This window comes from Hyphomonas sp. CACIAM 19H1, assembly GCF_003325995.1.
Taxonomy (GTDB): Bacteria; Pseudomonadota; Alphaproteobacteria; order Caulobacterales; family Hyphomonadaceae; genus Hyphomonas; species Hyphomonas polymorpha.
Genome location: NZ_CP016437.1, coordinates 1471055 through 1488609, shown reverse-complemented (window position 1 = coordinate 1488609; position 17555 = coordinate 1471055). Strand labels below are relative to the sequence as shown.

14 protein-coding genes are annotated in these 17555 nt (G+C 59.4%); 5 read left to right on the top strand and 9 right to left on the bottom strand.

From position 1 onward, the window contains the following. The first annotated feature begins 30 nt into the window (after positions 1-30). Entirely contained in the window at positions 31-2139 is a 2109-nt protein-coding gene (locus BBF93_RS07020; protein ID WP_035595716.1) for a TonB-dependent receptor, read from the top strand. Between the two features lie 220 nt (positions 2140-2359). Here BBF93_RS07020 and BBF93_RS07015 read toward each other — a convergent pair whose 3' ends face one another. Genes BBF93_RS07015 through BBF93_RS07005 form a run of 3 tightly spaced genes read right to left on the bottom strand, consistent with a single transcriptional unit; the run spans position 2360 to position 5903 of the window. Then, positions 2360-2680, bottom strand: a complete 321-nt coding sequence (locus BBF93_RS07015; protein WP_035595717.1) for a hypothetical protein — start codon at positions 2678-2680, stop codon at positions 2360-2362. After that, positions 2677-5223, bottom strand: coding sequence for a cytochrome c oxidase subunit I (gene ctaD, locus BBF93_RS07010; protein WP_114105453.1), 2547 nt, complete (start codon positions 5221-5223; stop codon positions 2677-2679). Before ctaD ends, BBF93_RS07015 begins: the two co-directional genes overlap by 4 nt. Then, positions 5220-5903 (bottom strand): cytochrome c oxidase subunit II, encoded by a 684-nt coding sequence (locus tag BBF93_RS07005; protein WP_114107020.1) that lies wholly within the window; start codon positions 5901-5903, stop codon positions 5220-5222. Before BBF93_RS07005 ends, ctaD begins: the two co-directional genes overlap by 4 nt. Before the next feature lie 24 nt (positions 5904-5927). On the opposite strand from BBF93_RS07005, the gene BBF93_RS07000 reads away from it, so the two are divergent. After that, positions 5928-6440, top strand: coding sequence for a DUF2231 domain-containing protein (locus BBF93_RS07000; RefSeq protein ID WP_035595722.1), 513 nt, complete (start codon positions 5928-5930; stop codon positions 6438-6440). Here BBF93_RS07000 and BBF93_RS06995 read toward each other — a convergent pair. The 4 genes from BBF93_RS06995 to otsB form a co-directional block, all read right to left on the bottom strand. Further along, positions 6401-6907 carry a CopD family protein gene (locus BBF93_RS06995; RefSeq protein ID WP_035595724.1) on the bottom strand — a complete coding sequence of 169 codons (507 nt, stop codon included), beginning with the start codon at positions 6905-6907 and terminating at the stop codon, positions 6401-6403. The two genes, BBF93_RS07000 and BBF93_RS06995, sit on opposite strands and share 40 nt — an antisense overlap. Then, positions 6904-7647 (bottom strand): cytochrome c oxidase assembly protein, encoded by a 744-nt coding sequence (locus BBF93_RS06990; RefSeq protein ID WP_162786462.1) that lies wholly within the window; start codon positions 7645-7647, stop codon positions 6904-6906. Before BBF93_RS06990 ends, BBF93_RS06995 begins: the two co-directional genes overlap by 4 nt. 299 nt (positions 7648-7946) lie before the next feature. Continuing rightward, positions 7947-9716 carry a glycoside hydrolase family 15 protein gene (locus BBF93_RS06985; protein ID WP_114105452.1) on the bottom strand — a complete coding sequence of 590 codons (1770 nt, stop codon included), beginning with the start codon at positions 9714-9716 and terminating at the stop codon, positions 7947-7949. Then, positions 9713-10399 carry a trehalose-phosphatase gene (otsB, locus tag BBF93_RS06980; protein WP_114105451.1) on the bottom strand — a complete coding sequence of 229 codons (687 nt, stop codon included), beginning with the start codon at positions 10397-10399 and terminating at the stop codon, positions 9713-9715. The genes BBF93_RS06985 and otsB overlap by 4 nt, the downstream gene beginning before the upstream one ends. Before the next feature lie 369 nt (positions 10400-10768). Here otsB and BBF93_RS06975 point away from each other — a divergent pair, with 369 nt between their 5' ends. Continuing rightward, a complete protein-coding gene (locus tag BBF93_RS06975) occupies positions 10769-12205 on the top strand; it encodes a trehalose-6-phosphate synthase (RefSeq protein ID WP_114105450.1) in 1437 nt (478 codons plus the stop codon). Positions 12206-12271: 66 nt separating this feature from the next. On the opposite strand, the gene BBF93_RS06970 is transcribed toward BBF93_RS06975, so the two are convergent. Next, positions 12272-13123: an SDR family oxidoreductase gene (locus BBF93_RS06970; protein ID WP_114105449.1), complete on the bottom strand. Its 852-nt coding sequence runs from the start codon at positions 13121-13123 to the stop codon at positions 12272-12274. A gap of 141 nt (positions 13124-13264) precedes the next feature. On the opposite strand from BBF93_RS06970, the gene BBF93_RS06965 reads away from it, so the two are divergent. After that, positions 13265-14101 (top strand): Ku protein, encoded by an 837-nt coding sequence (locus BBF93_RS06965; RefSeq protein WP_035595734.1) that lies wholly within the window; start codon positions 13265-13267, stop codon positions 14099-14101. A 1-nt stretch (position 14102) separates the two neighbouring features. Further along, entirely contained in the window at positions 14103-16529 is a 2427-nt protein-coding gene (gene ligD, locus BBF93_RS06960) for a DNA ligase D (protein WP_114105448.1), read from the top strand. Between the two features lie 27 nt (positions 16530-16556). Here ligD and BBF93_RS06955 read toward each other — a convergent pair whose 3' ends face one another. Further along, positions 16557-17549 carry a DNA topoisomerase IB gene (locus BBF93_RS06955; protein ID WP_084324194.1) on the bottom strand — a complete coding sequence of 331 codons (993 nt, stop codon included), beginning with the start codon at positions 17547-17549 and terminating at the stop codon, positions 16557-16559. Between the last annotated feature and the right edge of the window lie 6 nt (positions 17550-17555).

The following is a 17555-nucleotide window of genomic DNA, read 5'->3' as shown; positions in this document are numbered from 1 at the left end:
TTCTGAGAAAATGACTTCTGGGAGGAAGTAATGCATCGTTTCCGCAACGCTTCAGCGATCTCGCTGATTCTCGCTCTTTCCGTGGCCGCCGGCACTGCCAACGCACAAACGGACGAGTCCACATCCACAGACAAAGAATACGAACTGGGCACAGTTACCGTCACAGCCTCCAAAACCGGGGCACAGGAACTGCAATCCGTCCCCTTGGCCATCCAGGCATTCTCCGGGGAGGAGATGAAGGTACGCAACATCACCACGGTCGACGATCTTGTATCGACGGTTCCGGGTGCATCTGAAGGTTTCCGTCAGTCCGTCAGTTCCCGAATCTACAATCTCCGCGGCGCCGTGAGCAGCAACGGCGATTCGCCGATCGGCTATTATCTCGACGACGTTCCTTTTGTGGTGCCGAATTTCGGTATTGCCCCGCCGGTGCGCTTCCTGGACATGGAACGCGTTGAAGTTCTGCGTGGCCCGCAGGGCACGCTTTACGGCCAGGGTTCTTCCGGCGGCGTCTTCATTTTCCACACCCGCGATCCCAACCTCGAGAGGGTTGAGTATTCTGCCGAAGCAGAAACCTCGCGGACGAGAGGCGCCGAAGACTACAATTATGGCCTCGCCGGCGCGCTCTCCGTCCCGATCATCAAGGACAAGCTCGCCATCCGCGTCAGCGGCGGCCATTCACGCAATCCGGGTTGGGCGGACGCCTATTACGGCCCGTATGATGGCACCCCGGACGAAGAAGACGTGAACGGCGCGAAGAACGACGATTATCGTATCGTTGCGATGTACAAGCCCGCCGACAACGTCACGCTTCGCGCACAATACTGGAACTTCCAGCCGAGACAGGACTTCACCGGCTTTACGGCGTCAGTGAACCCTCCCTACTTCCAGAATACTGCCGGACAAAAAGGCTTCAGCAACGGGGATTTCACCCTGATGAGCTTTACCGGCACGGTGGATTTCGACAAATTCTCTGTCACCAGCGCAACCAGCCATCTGGAAGGCGATTTCGGGATCAACATCCCGCTTTCACCGGCCGGATCATTCTCCAGCCAGTTCGGCCCGAAACTGTTCTCGCAGGAAGTTCGTGCAAACTCCAACGGTGACGGCCCCCTCCACTGGCTGGTGGGCGCCGCCTATCAGGATGGCGAAGGCCCGCAGTTCAACACGCTGACGCTGCCCGTTGTTGTGATCAATGCGGACAACAATACGCTGACGGAGAACTTCGCCGTGTTCGGTGAGGTCAGCTATGAACTGTTCGGGGGCAAAGTTGTGCCTCTGGTGGGTCTGCGGCAATACTATGACACCCGTACGTTTGAAGACGCCACCGCATCGCTTCCGACCGAAGAGGAAGTGACCACCTGGCGGGTCAATATTTCCTATCTTCCTACTGACGATCTGACGATGTTCGTATCGGCAGCAACGGGCTTCCGTCCGGGTATCGTGCAATCGCGCGTACAGGTACAATCCCTCGAGGATGCAGGCATCCCGACGGATGTGGCTCTGGACCCGGAATCATCCAAGAACTACGAGTTCGGCCTCAAATGGCGTCACCGTGAACTTGGTCTCAATTTTGGTCTGAACCTGTATCAGCTGGAGTATACCAACCTCCAGACCAACACGCCCGGCGCAATTGCCGATGTGAACGGCTTCACCAATTTCGGCGACGCCACCACGAAGGGTGTGGACCTGGAAATCCGTTGGGATACGCCGATCGAGGGTCTGAGCTTGGGTGCTGTGGGCAACTTCAACGACAGCAAATACGATACGGTAGACCCGGTGGTGCAGACAGCCCTGCCGATGTTCCGGCCTGGTTCGCGTCTCGTGAACACGCTGGATCAGAACTACCGCTTCGACATCAACTACAACCGCGACCTCGGCAACGATATTACCGGCTTTGGCAATATCGGGTTCAGCCATTCGGGCGATCGCCTGCAGGCGAACGGTTTGACCGCAAACCCCTATGACATTGTCAACATGACTCTGGGTCTGCGGTTTGAACGGTATGAATTTGCGATTGTTGGAAACAACCTTGGGGATGAACGTGGCCCGACATTCCTGGGCACCAATGGCCCCCTGTCCGGTTCCGGCCCAACGCCGCGCACGCTGGGCGTGAGGCTGCGGGTTCTTTCCGAATAACCAGCCGCAAAGGGGTCGGTCTTCCTGAAATTGAAGGCCGACCCACGCGGACGGACACCTATCCCGCCAGCCCCCGCTGGCGGGATTTCTTTTGGTTCCCGGCATGGTCAGGCGATGGACAAATCCGGACAATTTCGGACAAAGCCGGACAATTCCCTGTCAAAACAATGCTCCCAAATGGACAACGCGCGCCGTCCGAAGGAGGCCCCTCCAGAGCACATCAGCAGCTGCTGGCGAACAAGACTGGCACGAGAGTGAACAGGCTTGCGAAGAGGCCGACCAGCGCTCCAGCACGGGGAAGCCATGTTTCACGGTCTTTGCCAGCGGGCAGACGTAACAGAAGCCAGCCTCCCGCCGCGATACCGGCCAGCCAGCCCAGCAACATCAGCAGGCGGTGAAGGCTGACGGGCCCGGCCTGGATGCCGCTCCAGCCTGAGGCGCACCCGGCGCCATGCAGGGCGTATACAAGGGTGAAGGTCGCCGCCCAGATTGCGGGGCCGAGCGCCACGAGACCAAGCCAGCGAAGCCCTCCTCCCTTCATTGGCTGAGCCCCTGCGCCCAGATCACGGCTGCGGAGATCGCTGCGACGGCGAGCGTATAGCTTTGCCAGAGGTTCCAGTTGCGGAGCGCGCCGAGAGGGCCTGCGGCAAGTTCTCCCCGCCGCGCCTGATCCAGGGCGAACGCGGCGAAGACGGCGGCAATGAAAATCTGGAGCGCCACGTAACCAAGCAGAGCGGCGCGAACTGCATGCTGGGCATGAGCCCGGGGATCACCAAGCTGCCAGATGGCGAGACAGGAGAGCGCGGCCAAAGTGGCCAGATTCGCGGCGAGCCCGAAGGCAATAAGCCGCAATGGGCTTTTCGCCCGCGAGACCTCTTTCACAGCGCGCCCGGGAACAAGGGTTGCCAGAGCCGAGGCCAGCAGACCGCCTGCGATCAACATCGCGGATACAGCCACCTCTCCCTCCACGGGCGGAGCCGGCGGCCCCGGCGACACGAGCGTGATGAAAGCGAGACCGAAGATCAACGAAGCAAAAAATGTTCCGTTAGCGAACAGAAAGCACGCCAGACCGCTGGCGGTAAGGGTGGAGGGGCTGTCGTAATGCGTTGGCAAATGCATACCCGGCGCTACTTCCACTGCCGGAGTATTGCCGGCAGGCACAAGCGCGCGCCCCCAGCGCCACACAAACCAGAGCACCGGAAGCAAGGCTGCCACCGCCGCATAGTAGAAGCTGAACAACATCATCAGCACAAAAACGCCAATGGAAGCCGCAAGCTTTATGGGCAAAGCCGTATTGGTGGGGAGGATGGCGACATGCTGCGGCGTCGCATGGCCTATGCCCGTCACCAGAACTTCCCGCTGTCCGCGCGGGGCACCCGGCAGCACGCCTTCCCCCCGCGCGAGCGCCAGGGCAACCGCCGGACCGCCCGCATATTCATTACCCGTCATATCCGGGCACGGAAGGGAAGCGAAATTGTAGACCGGCGGCGGCAAGGCCATTGCCCAGTCAAGTGTCGGCGCCTTCCAGGGATCCCTGCGTGAGCGCTTTCCGAGCCATGCCTGAAAAATGCAATCCAGCGCGAAAAGCGCAAAACCGAACGTCATGATGAAGCCGAACACGGAGGAGATAAGGTTCAGCACCGCCCATTCCGGATGGTCCGGATAGATATCAATCCGGCGGGGCATACCGACCAGTCCCGTCAGGTGCATTATGAAGAAGGTGCCATGAAAGCCGACCAGAATGGTCCAGAATGCCAGTTCGCCGAGGCCCTTGATGCGGCGGCGGCCGGTGATCATGGGCAGCCAGTAGGCAAGCCCCGCCATCATCGGGAACACAAATCCGCCGATCAGAACATAGTGGAGATGCGCTGTGACAAATGCCGTGTCATGAGCCTGCCAGTTGAACGGCACGATGGCGAGCATCACCCCCGTCAGGCCGCCCATGACGAAGGTGAAGAAGAAGCCCAGAATATAAAGCATCGGCAGCTTGAGCTGAGGCCTGCCTTTCCACATGGTGCCGATCCAGGCGAAGATCTGCACTGCCGTCGGCACAGCCACCAACAATGAGGCGGCCGAGAAGAAGGCGAGCGCCATATGCGGAATTCCGACGGCAAACATATGGTGTACCCAGAGACCGAAGCTGAGGAATACCAGGCCCAGGATGGAGGCGACGATGGCGCCATATCCGAGTATCCGTGTACGGCTGAGGACCGGAATAACTGTGGACAATACGCCCGCGGCAGGAAGGAAAATGATGTAGACCTCGGGATGCCCGAACAGCCAGAACAGATGCTGCCAGAGCAAGGGATCTCCCCCTCGCTCGGGGTCAAAAAATGGCCAGCCGAACGCCCGCTCTATCTCCAGCAGGACCGAACCGAGGATCAGCGGCGGAAAACCCGCCAGCATCATGACGGCTGCGCCCAGTATGTACCAGGCAAACAGCGGCATCTGGGTGAGCTTCATGCCGGGCGCCCGCATGCGCAGGATGGTCACCGTGATTTCAACGGCGGCCGCGAGCGCCGAAATCTCGACAAAGGTTACGCCCAGCAGCCAGACATCGGCATTGATGCCGGGAGAGTATGTGCTGCCCGAGAGTGGGGTGTACATGAACCATCCGTCGCGCGGCGCGACGCCAACCAGCAGCGCGCCGATAAGGATCATTCCACCGAACAGGTAACACCAGTAGCCGAAGGCAGACAGGCGCGGAAACGCCATGTCCCGGGTTCCCAGCATCTTGGGCAGCAGGTACATGGCCAGCCCTTCCAGCATCGGGATGGCGAACAGGAACATCATGATGCTGCCATGCATCGTGAATATCTGGTTATAGATTTCGGTGTCGAGGAATGCGCCCTTGCGGGTGGCAAGCTGTGTACGGATGAGCATGGCGAGAATGCCGCCGATGCCGAAGAAGACAAGTGCCGTACACATGAAGCGCAGGCCGATGGTGGAATGGTTCACGGCTGTGAACACGCCGCGCATCCCCGGCGCGTTGCTCCAGACGCGGGTGAGCTCGCGGTGCAGGCGGAGGGCCGGCTGCGGAGGGTTTTCCAGACGCTCTGTGGAAGACGTTGGGTTTTCGATCATTCCGAAGCCTCCTCCGCCGGCGCAGGCACGTCTGCTGGCCACTCGGCCGGGTCGTGCGCGATAACGCGGAAGCGATGTGTCGCATAGCCGATCCCACAGAACTCCGCACACCGGCCTTCATAGATGCCGGGGCTTGCCGCCTGGATGCGCAAGACATTCTCCCGGCCGGGGATGGCGTCCATCTTTCCGGCAAGACGCGGCACCCAGAAGGAATGAATAACGTCTGCCGAGGTTATCCGTACATCGACGGGTTGGCCCGCAGGGATATGAAGATCACGCCCAGCCTCCACCATCGCCCCATCCGGGCCCGGATGCGTGAAAGTCCAGCTCCATTGCTGAGCGTGGGCGTGAACTTCAATAGCCGCATCTCGCGACACAAGCCGCTCTCCAACAGCTACGCCGGCCACCAGCATGCCGCTGAGGATGGCAAGGGAGAACCAGACGCCGAGACCCCATGTCCAGCGGCGCTCTGACACGGCGCGGGGCCGCCCGAAGGATAGCGCCAGCAGCGCCATGACGAAGACTGTCAGGCCCGCCGCGCCGGCAAGAAACACCCACCACAACCAGGAGATCGCCTCTGCGGATGGACCGGCAGGATCCAGCGTCGAGAGAGGCGCTGTGCATGCCTGCGCCGCAAACAGGGGAACCGATAGCGCCCCTATGCGCTTGAGTATCGACATCATCCTATCCGACAGGGGCGCGCCATGAACGATCTTGAAAAACAGCTCAGCGATCCAATTGAGGAGCATCGCGGACTGCACGAGACGGAAACGCGCATTGCTGTTTCGGGCCACCCTTTGCACGCCATGCTGGTGGCCTTTCCGATTGCCCTGACAATGTGTGTTCTTGGGGCCGACATTCTGTTCCTCTGGACGGGCGACGATTTCTGGGCCCGCGCCGCAGGATATGCCGCGTTCGGCGCGTTCTTCATGGGTGTCGCGGCGGGCATAACCGGCACCGCGGAGTTGCTGCTGGTGCGCGGCATCCGCAATCGCACCGCGAGTTGGAGCCATTTCATTCTGGCAGTGATGCTGCTTGCCATTCTCAGCGCGAACTGGATCATCCGCATTGGCGCGCCCGAAAGCGCAGTGCTCCCGGTCGGGCTTCTGGTGTCCATACTGGCTGCTGGGATGACAGCGGTGACGGGGTGGCATGGCGGCAAGCTCGTCTTTGACTATCATATCGGGACAAGATCAGGGGGCAGTTCGCGGTCCTGAGGCTGCTGCAGAAACTCCGGCAATTGATAAAGCAGGGGTGTCAGATTGGGCTTGGCAAGCACAAGCAGCAGAACGCCCGCGATCAGCGCAAGCCCGAACGGTACGGCCAGCACCGGCGACGGCATCTTATAGCTGCCCCTGCCCTCGGCGGTTTTGAGGATCAGGTGTCCAAGCCATACGTGCAGCAAAACCATGAGCGCCACGACAACGAGCTTTGCCATCATCCAGGCATCTCGCAGCTCCAGCAAAATGATCAGAGCCGCGCCGAAGGTGATGGTTAGAACCGCTGCAGGGGTTGCCACGCGGGTATAACCGGCGTGAAGCAGGATACGGAATTCCGTGAACCCGGCCTGGGTGCTGATTTCCCGGCGGCGGCCGTAGATCTGGAGGATTACCGGCAAGGCCAGAAGGCCCGCACACCACACCGACAAGGAGGCGATATGCCCGGCTTTCAACAGCGCAATCATGCGGCCGAGACCTCCCGCCAGCCCCGGCGCAGTATCATGGCGGCTATCCATGCCAGCGGGATCATGCCCGGCACCCACATAACCAGTCCGGCGAGTTGCTGATCCCCGAGGGCGGAGAGGCCAAATGCATCGGTCAGCAATATATGTTCAGTATAAAGAATATTTTCGGAGAAGGTCAGGATCGCGCCAATCAGGCCCATCTGACCCGCCAAGGCGGCAAGCAGAAGCGCTGCGCGGACCTGGCCGGCGCCACATTCCGACCTGAAAATCGACACCCAGAATGCAAAGCCACTACCGATCAGCAGAAACTGCATGATCCAGTAGATGAAGTTGCTGTTCCACGCCGCCGAATAGATCGCCGGGACATGCCAGCTCCAGAGAACGAGCGACACTGCTGCGAAAGCGGCGGCGCCAGCGCCGTCAGGAAGGCGAACCCGCCGGAAGGCCATTGCGAGCGCTGGGGCAACCATACAAAGCAATATCAGATGGTGCAGGCTGCGCGCGGAGAAAAGAGCAACCGTTAGCGCGCAAAGAGGTGAAATGAACGCAATCACCAGACCCAGTGAAGCTGTTGCTGCATAAGCTGGCTCGTGGCCGGTCATGCGGACGGACCCGCGGGCATAGAGCCCCCCAGCCAAGACGATCAGCACGAGGCTGATCGCGAACGGATCAAGATTCCAGTTGGCCAGTAGTGTGCTCGCCTCCGGCGGCGGGCCGCAATATGGAATGAATTCACTCATTCCAGTGACCATGTTCCTGAGGACGCGACAGGATCAGCTTCTTGCAGAGGCAAGCGGCAACGATTGATGCCCGCGCCTTTACCGATTGAACCAAGCTCATCAGAGTCCCCTCTTGCCGCCGGGCATTGGCCGAGACGTGCGCAGCAGGTCACCCCGGTTGGAGGTGCCTGCGTCTCGTGCTTCGATCTTAACGGCCCAAGCGCGCTTAGGTTCCGAATGCAGGGTGAAATACCTGCAGACCCCGCCCCCTTTCCTCTGTCTCCAGCTGTCTCAGCTGCCCGTTGGCGGCGACAAACCGCTCAGATCACATCGTCCCATTCCGGGCTGAGCCGTGCGGCGGCGTTGATGATTCCGACCATGGAATAGGTCTGAGGAAAGTTCCCCCACAGCTCACCTGTCGAAGGATCCACATCCTCTGACAGGAGCCCCAGCTGCGTACGGTGAGCAAGAACCGCCTCAAAGATTTCCTGCGCCTTTTCAAGTTCCCCGCTTCTGGCGAGCGCATCAATATGCCAGAAGGTGCAGGCGGTGAACGCCGTCTGCGGAAGGCCGAAATCGTCGGCAACCCGGTATCGGAAGACATGTGTGCCGACGCGAAGTTCCTCATCGATCCGGGCCACCGTGGCCCGGAACTTCGGATCCATAGGCGGCAAAAATCCGATCTCGGCCATCAGCAGGACCGAAGCATCCAGCGCCTCTCCTCCAAAAGCTCCGGTAAAAGCCTGGCGTTGCTCGTTCCAGGCCTGCTGCATGACGGCCGCGTGTATTTCCTTCGCGCGGGCTTTCCAGAATGCGCTGCGATCCATCAGGCCGAGCGCCCGGGCAATGCGAGCCAGCCTGTCACAGGCTGCCCAGCACATTATTGCAGATGAAGTGTGGACCGCCTCACGCCCCCTATACTCCCAGATACCGGCGTCCGGCGTGTTATAGACCTCATAGGCGCGCTGCCCAACGGCTTCAAAATGCTCGAACTCCATCCGCCCCGCCTTTGTCAGGAGGCGCTCGTCGAGGAAGGCCTGCGCGGCGCCCAGAACCACATGTCCATAGACGTCGTGCTGAACATGCTCTGCCGCCTGGTTTCCGAATCGCACGGGACCCATACCGCGATAACCGGGCAGATGGCCGGGAATTTCCTCCGTCAGCGCCTCTTCGAGCGCAATGCCATACACGGGCTGGATATGCCCTCCGCGCGTCCGGGCAACGATGTTCCTTATATAGGCAAGGTAGCGCTCCAGCGTGCCCATCGCCGACAGGCGGTTGAGCGCGGTGACGGTGAAATAGGCGTCCCTGAGCCAACAATACCGGTAATCCCAGTTTCTTGATGATCCTGCATGCTCCGGGATGCTCGTCGTCAGAGCCGCGACGATGCCCCCGGTTTCTTCATATACGCAAAGTTTCAGGGTTATGGCCGCTCTGATTACAGCCGCCTGCCATTTGGGCGGCGTGGCAAGACGGCGGGACCAGTCCTGCCATTGTTCCCTCGTCCGGGCGAGCCAGTCGAGCGCAAGATTTCCCGGCGACTCAGATACCGGATCATCGGGCCCGAGCACGAGGCTTACTGTGCGATCCAGTACAAATTCCGTCTGCTGAGCGACATAGGCAAGCGGCGCATCAGTTGTAATGCGGAATGCGGCTGCATCGTCCAGGAATGAAATGTGGGACACGCCGCGGCGCGTCGGCATCAGAGACTTGCCGCGCCCCGTCTCTGCATCGATCCTTATACAGATGCGCGGCTGGCCACGCAAAGGCTCTATTCGGCGCACGATCGATGCCGGCCGGAACATGCGGCTCCGGTCGGTAAATCTCGGCGCAAAATCGGTTATCTTGATGACCGATCCATCTTCAGCCTCGATTATCGTTTCGAGAATCGCGGTGTTTCGCTCGTAGATCTGCCGGCATGACTTTTTTCCCGCCAGATCGACTGAGAACCGGCCGCGCCCCCCCAAAAGACTATTGAAAACGGGCTCGCCATCCAGCCGGGGAAGACAAAACCATCCTATTTCGCCAGCGGCATTGATCAGGGCGGCAATTGTGCCGTTGCCGATGATTCCCAGTTCGAGATTGTTCAATTCAGTCCCTCCCGGAGCCAATTCCAAACGTCCTCCGGACCATCGAGCCGGAAAGGAGCAACCGAAGCACCCGCACCCACCTTAATCGCCGCGCCGCCCGCCTGCAGGCAGGCCTGCATCGCCGCTTCGTCAGTGGTGTCGTCGCCGATCATCAGAGGCACTCGCCCGGAAAACTCCCTGCGCCGCATGAAGGCTGCGACAGACTTGCCCTTATCGGCATGGTCCGGGCGCGCTTCGATGACCATCTTCCCGGTTTGCAGGGAATATCCTCTGAAACCGGCAACTGCAGCCGACATCTGCGCCTCCAGTTGCGGGCCGGCTTCGGCCGCGCCTCGATAATGCAGGGCCAGCACTTCGCCCTTTCTTTCCATAACCACGCCGGGGTATGGGCTGGCGATCTGCTGAAGCCGCTGCACCAGTTCTGGAGGCGCCGCTTTAAGAACATCGGAGGGGGCTGTGCCCGGCGCGCATATCTGCGCCCCATGCCCGCCCGCTCTCCAAAGTTCCTGTGGAACACGGCGCGTCAGATCGCGCACATCCCGTCCGCTGAGAATGACAAGCCGCTCCTCCAGCCGGGCAGAAACCGCCAGAAGGATCTCGGCGCCTTCCGGCGGCAGGTAAACACAATCTGGCTCCTCACGGATGGGGGCCAGCGTGCCATCGAAATCCAGAAAAAGCGCCATGTCAGGTGATAAGCGTGGAAAGTGCATTCGTTCCTGTCAATTCCTGAGCAAGTCTACTTCCAACTTTCCACCAGTTGCGAGACAGCTGGCGAAGGGGTCGAGCGGATCATGGGGCCGGCTTCACATAAGCGCTTTGCTAAAAGGAAATAAAGCGTTTCACGCGCCGAGAGGTTCCCAAAGAAAATCACAGCGCAGGATTAGAAATGCGCCGCGTTTGCCGCCGCGCTAAAGGCCACTCGCTCCGGAATGTGCCTCATTTTTCAGCACACTGAAATATTTTCCAAAAATTAAACCTGCGATCATGCAACCCCACCAGTGCTCATCCGTAAAAAAGAACGGATCTGACAAGTTGGTCCGCCGGAGAACTTCATGTCGAGACTTGTGATATTTTCAAACCGCGTTCCGGCAGATGGTCCTCCGAGCGGTGGCCTCGTCGTCGCTCTCCAATCCACCATGGACAATCGCGGCGGATTATGGATCGGCACGGAGCCGGGAGATGAAGAGCCGCCTGATACTCTAATTCCCAGACAGGGAGAAACGTTCGATCGATTGACGATGCCGCTTAGCCGGACGGAACATGAGGACTATTATCTCGGTTACGCAAACTCCGTCCTTTGGCCCATGCTGCATGGCCGGGTTGATCTTCTTGATGTCAGCTCCGGTCAACGAGCGACCTATGAAGCTGTCAACAGAAGGTTGGCCAAACTCGCCCGCCCCCATTTGCGGGATACTGACATTCTATGGATTCACGATTATCACCTGATACCCCTCGCTGCGGCTCTCCGCGAACTTGGGGTTCCCAACCCCATTGGATTTTTTCTCCATACACCTTTTCCTGACGCGGGGAGTGTTCAGGCTCTTTCCCATAGCGATTCATTTCTCCGGTGGTTTGCGGCCTATGATCTGGTCGGCCTGCAGACCTCACGCGACGTGGCCCGCTTCCTGGACGCTTTCCGCAGCGCGGGCGCCGCGCAGCTGATCTCCGGACGCTGTATAAGGTGGCAGGATGAGATCATCCGTGTCGGAAGCTTTCCAATAGGCATTGACGCAGATGGGTTCCGCGACATGGCAGAAGATGCCATTCGCACGCAAACCCCTCCTCTGTCTCCACACCGGCTGATGATCGGCGTGGACCGGCTTGACTACACCAAGGGCATACCTAACCGCCTGCGGGGGTTTCAGACCTACCTTCGGGAGCACCCGGCGGAAGAGGATCGGATAGCATTTGTCCAGATTGCCCCGCCAACCCGGGAAGATGTCGGTGCCTATATGGATGTGCGCCGGGAACTCGAGCAACTTTCTGGCGAGGTAAATGGCGAGTTTTCAGACATTGGATACGTACCGGTTCAATATATACACCGGGCGGTGGCCCGATCAGCGATATCCGGCTTGCTCCGGCGGGCGGACATCGCCCTGATTACTCCGCTCAATGACGGTATGAACCTGGTGGCCAAGGAATTTGTCGCTGCTCAGGATCCAGAAGATCCCGGCGTGCTCGTGTTGTCGAAGTTCGCAGGAGCCGCAGAACAGTTAGAGGGCGGCGCGGTGTTGATCAATCCTCACGATCCAGCATCGGTGGCAGACGGTATCCGAAAGGCCGCCAGAATGCCTGTCGGGGAACGGAGGCAACGTCATGAACAGATGTATGACATCCTCCGTCAGAGCAATGGAGACTGGTGGGCCGATAGCTATCTCCGCGCTTTGGAGGCATCTGCAGCCATCCGGATCAGCAACCTGGCTTCGCTCGGCCAAGGTAGCCTTGGACCGATGACCAGTCCCCTGGCTGCATTTCCAGGCAAGCTTTGAGCGCACATTGGAGCGGAGACACAGCCACTGGCCAGGAGCCCCACCCCCGGGGCTCCTGGCCAGTTGTTACGATGCGACGATGATACCCCCGTTGGGGTGAAGAACCTGCCCACTCATATAGCTGGAATCGGCGCAAGCGAGGAACAGGAAGCAGGGCGCCACCTCATTGGGCTCGCCGGGGCGGCCCATGGGCGTGCTCTCCCCGAAATCCTCAAGCTTTTCGGGCAACGCTCCTCCGCAGGGGTTAAGCGGGGTCCAGATCGGGCCCGGCGCCACCGCATTGACGCGAATACCGTCGCCCACCAGGCTCTCCGACAATGACCGGGTAAAAGCGGTGATGGCACCCTTCGTGGCAGAGTAATCCAGAAGATCACTGCTGCCTGCGTAGCCGGTAACGGACGTGCAATTGATGATGCACGCGCCTTCTCCCAAATGCGGTCGCGCCGCGCGGGTCAGATAAAACATGGAATAGATATTTGTCTGGAAAGTTCGGTGCAGCTGGTGATCCGAAATATCCGTTATATCCCTGTCAGGATGTTGTTCTCCGGCATTGTTCACGAGAATATCTAGCTGCCCGAACTCGGAAATCACTTCCGACACAATATGTGCGCAGAATTCCGGGTCGCCCAGATCCCCCTCAAAAAGCCGGCAGCGGCGCCCTTCTGCTTCGACCAGTTGCTTTGTCTTCTCTGCGTCTTCTGTTTCACAAAGATAGGCAACAGCAATGTCTGCACCTTCCCGCGCGAAGAGCACGGCCACCGCCCGCCCAATTCCGCTATCGGCGCCGGTTATCAGGGCCACCTTGTTCTGCAGCCGCTCAGATCCACGATACCGGGGTTCCCAGTCCGGTTTCGGATCAAGCGAATGTTCATTTCCGGGGAGCTTTCCTTCTTTCATCTTTTCATGTTGCAGTGCCATCGGGACCTCCTTCAGTGTTGAAACCAACTAGGGTGCCAATGCGTGCAGCCCGCGAGGGTTGCGCGCTACGAAGTGAAGTTTTCGTCATCAAGGAACTTCCTGCCAGCTGCTGGCTTGTGAGCATGGAAGGACAGATACCTCATGGCAGCCAGACGACCTTATTGGAAAGGCTATCTCAAGCTTTCGCTCGTCAACATTGCTGTTGAACTCTACTCCGCCACATCATCAGGCCACCACATCCGCCTGAACATGATCCACCAACCTTCTGGAAAGCGAATCCGATATCAGAAAGTGGCCGAAGGCGTGGGGCCAGTGGATACCGATGATATCGTGAAGGGGTATGAAATAGAAGACAATGAATATGTTCTGCTCTCTGACGAAGAACTCGATAAGATAAAGCTAGAGAGCAAGCGCACGATCAATTTGATCCAGTTCGTAGATCAGGGAGAGATAGATCCCCGATATTTCGAGAAGCCCTATTATGTGGTGCCCGCCGGAAACGAGATTGCTCAGGAGGGGTATGCCGTTATCGCAGACGCCCTGCGCAAGACAGGGAAAACCGCGCTGGGGCAATTGTCCGTGCGGGGCCGCGATCACATCATTGCCATACGGCCCTGTGGCCGGGGTCTTTTGGGAGAGACACTGCGGTATGCCGACGAAGTACGCGCCTCCGAAGAGGTTTTCGATGTGATAGAAAAAATCAAGATAGACCCGGACATGGCTGCACTGGCAGGCGAACTTATAGAGCGGCGGTCAGAGCCATTCAGACCAGAAGATTTCAAGTCTGGATACCGCGCTGCCCTGCTCGACCTCATCAAGGAAAAGCAATCGAAGGGCACCATATCGGCGCCGTCCGATGATGATCGCGATTCCGACGCCAAGATTGTTGACCTGATGGAAACGCTGCGGCGCAGTCTTGACGCCGAAAAACAGAAATCTGGCAAGAAAAAACCGCGCCGGAGCAAAAAGGCAGCCTGACATGGCCGGGCAGCGATCTCTTGAAGAATATATCAGTAAACGGAATTTTTCCGAAACTCCGGAGCCTGCGGGCGCAGAGCAGCCAGCGTCTCCGGGACGACGATATGTCGTGCAGAAGCATGCCGCGCGGAGGCTGCATTTCGATTTCAGGCTGGAGCATGAAGGGGTGCTCCTGAGTTGGGCCGTCACCCGCGGTCCAAGCCTTGATCCTGCGGACAAACGCCTTGCGGTGCGAACCGAGGACCACCCGGTGGCCTATGGCACTTTTGAAGGTGTAATTCCGTCAGGATACGGCGCGGGAACCGTCCTGCTCTGGGATGAAGGAAGCTGGATCCCGGATGGCGATGTAGATGAAGCGGTAAAAAAGGGTGTGCTGAAGTTTCAGATTCAGGGCCAGCGCCTTCGCGGCGGATGGGCTCTGGTGCGGATGAAACCCAAGCGCCGGTCTGATCGTGAGAACTGGCTGCTGATCAAGGAAAAAGACGCTGAAGCCAGCACCGACAAAGATCCGGTGGCCATCTGGTCCGAGAGTGTTGCCAGCGGCCTCGACCTTGAAGGAATTGCGAAAGGAAAATCCCATGCGCTACCGGAGTTCATTCCGCCGCAGCTCGCAGTGGCCGTCGATACGCCCCCTGAAGGTCCAGACTGGGTTCACGAAATCAAACACGACGGATACCGGATCCAGGCTCTCATTCAGGGCAAAACCGTTCGGTTGATGACCCGCAATGGCCACGACTGGACCCAGCGTTACCCGCCGGTTGCCCGCGCTCTGAGCGCGCTCGGACTTCCCTCCGCGGTTCTGGATGGCGAACTGGTGGCCTTGAACGATGCAGGGCGCAGCGATTTCTCGCAGCTCTCGAACGGCGCCGCAGAACGCCTGACCTATTTCGTTTTTGATCTACTAGAGTTTGACGGCGCGTCTCTGAGGGAGAAGCCCCTTCACGTCCGAAAGAAAAAACTTCGCGCCATCCTGCCATCTGACGGCGTCACCGTCCGCTTCAGCGAGGACCTGCAGGGCGACGGCGCACAGATTGCCCGCGCCGCGTGCCGCATGGACCTTGAGGGTATTGTCTCTAAACGCCGCGGCGCGCTCTACCGGCCGGGACGTCATTCCAGCTGGCAGAAGTCCAAATGCATTGGCCGCGACGAATTCGTGATTGGGGGCTATCGGCGATCAGACAAGAAGGGCCGGCCCTTTGCCTCCCTTCTTCTGGGAGAATACGAGGGCGATCAACTGATCTATCGCGGACGGGTCGGCACCGGTTTTACAGACACGGCTATGGAACAGCTCGCCGGGCGAATGGAAGGTTTGAGACGGACGAAATCTCCCTTCAGCAACATCCCCAGCGAAGCGCGCCGCGATGCTGTGTGGCTTGAACCTCGTCTTGTCGCCGAGGTAACATATCCGGAGCAGACCGCTGCTGGCCTGTTGCGACACTCATCTTTCATGGGGCTGCGAGAAGACAAGATGGTGAAGGAAGTTGGACGTCAGCCTGCGCCCAGAAGCAAGAAGGCCCCTCTTCCCGGCGCCACGGCAAAGGATACCCTGGAGATAGAAGGTGTCTCCGTCACACATGCCACTCGCATCGTTTTTCCCAATGCCGGACTTACAAAGGGTGAGGTGGCCCGCTGGTACGATCTCGCCGCGCCGCGTATTATCCCTTGGCTGAGCAATCGCCCCGTCAGCCTGTTCCGCTGTCCCGACGGAATTTCAGGGGAGTGTTTTTTCCAGAAACATGCCGGCCATCTTCCCGATAAAATCCGCCGGGTGTCAATCCGCGAAAAATCGGGGAGCAAGGCAGACTATCTTCTGATCAATGACAAAGCCGGACTGCTTCAGGCGGCACAGATGGGAATGATCGAACTTCACGGCTGGGCGGCTCGCGCAGATCGCCTGGACAGGCCTGACCGAATGATCTTCGATCTGGATCCCGACCCATCCGTATCCTTCGATCAGGTCAAGGGGGCCGCAGAGGATATCCGGCAACTTCTGGATCAGGTGGGGCTCGCCTCTTTTCCGATGGTAACAGGCGGAAAGGGCGTACATGTTATGGTCCCGCTGATGCGCCGCCATGGCTGGGACGATGTAGGCTCTGTATCGAGGGGTATCGCGCGCAGCCTCGCTCAAGCGGCGCCGGAACGCTTCATTGCCACCGCTTCGCTTGAAAAGCGCAAAGGACGCATTTTTATCGACTGGCTGCGCAATCGCCGCGGAGCAACGGCCATCGTGCCCTATTCGCTCCGGGCCCGAACCAGCGCAGCGATTGCCGCGCCGGTAACCTGGAAGGAACTGGCCACTCTGCCGGCGTCAGATGTTTTCACACCTGAACTGGCGCCCTCGAGGCTTAAAGAAGATCCGTGGAAGGATATCGCCGGTCATCGACAGGCGTTGACCAGTTCGATGATTGCCGTCTTTTCGGAGTTCTAACGTACCTGCGGACCTGCCTGTCCGGTCTCAGCCCGAAATCAGAGCGTAGCAAAGCCGCTCGTCTGCACGCAGACGCACAGGGCCGCCCTTGGCAGTTGGGGTTATATTCCGCGCAGCCGCCTCAAGGATCGCCGGGTGGATATATGCACTTCGCGCAACCGCCGGCGTGTTGCCCAGCCAATCCGCCGCCGCCCGCGCCACTTCAGGAATGGAAGGAGGCGGAGCGGCGAGCAAAGCTCTGGTCGCCGCTACGCTACCGCCCCAGGTTCGGAAGTCCTTGGACGTGAAGCCCGCGCCCATCAGTTCAGCGATAAACTGGTTCACCATGCTGGCGGTTATCCGTCCCTCTTCCAGAACGAACAGATCCGGTCCCGGCATCCTGGTAAGATCAATCAGGGCGGCTGCAATCTCTGGATCTTCTACGTTTACCGTCTGCTTCTGGCCACTCTTCCCGGGAAAAGTCAGCAACAACCCATCGGGCTTTTTCCTGAGATGCCGCGACTGCAGAGTCGTCGCGCCGACAGCCCCTGTTCGTTGCCGGTGACGCCGGTGGCCGATCCTGAGGCCCGCACAATCCAGAAGACCGACAATGACGGCAAGAGCAAACTCACGATCGTCAGCGGGCGATCTCAGCTGTCTGCGCAATGCTGCCCTGAGCCTTGGCAGTCGTCGTGCAAACTCCGGCAGGTCCTCAAACTTCGCCGTGGCCATCGCTTTCTGCCAAAGCGGGTGGTAGAGGTATTGACGGCGCCCAGCCGCATCCGTTCCAGCCGCCTGAATATGCCCGCGCAGATCGGGGTTGATCCACACATCTGTCCAGGCAGGCGGAATGATCAGGCTCCGGCATCTTTCCCGGCTTCGTCCGAGAAGCGGCTTTGCGTGAGTGCCGAGATAGCGCCACCCCTTGCCGCATCGAATGCGCCGCCAGCCTGGCGCGGAAAGATCGGAGGCATTCAGACCAGCCATCTCTGCCGAGACTTGATGCCGGGAAAGCGGCGGTTCAGGTTCAGAACTAGACATAAGACC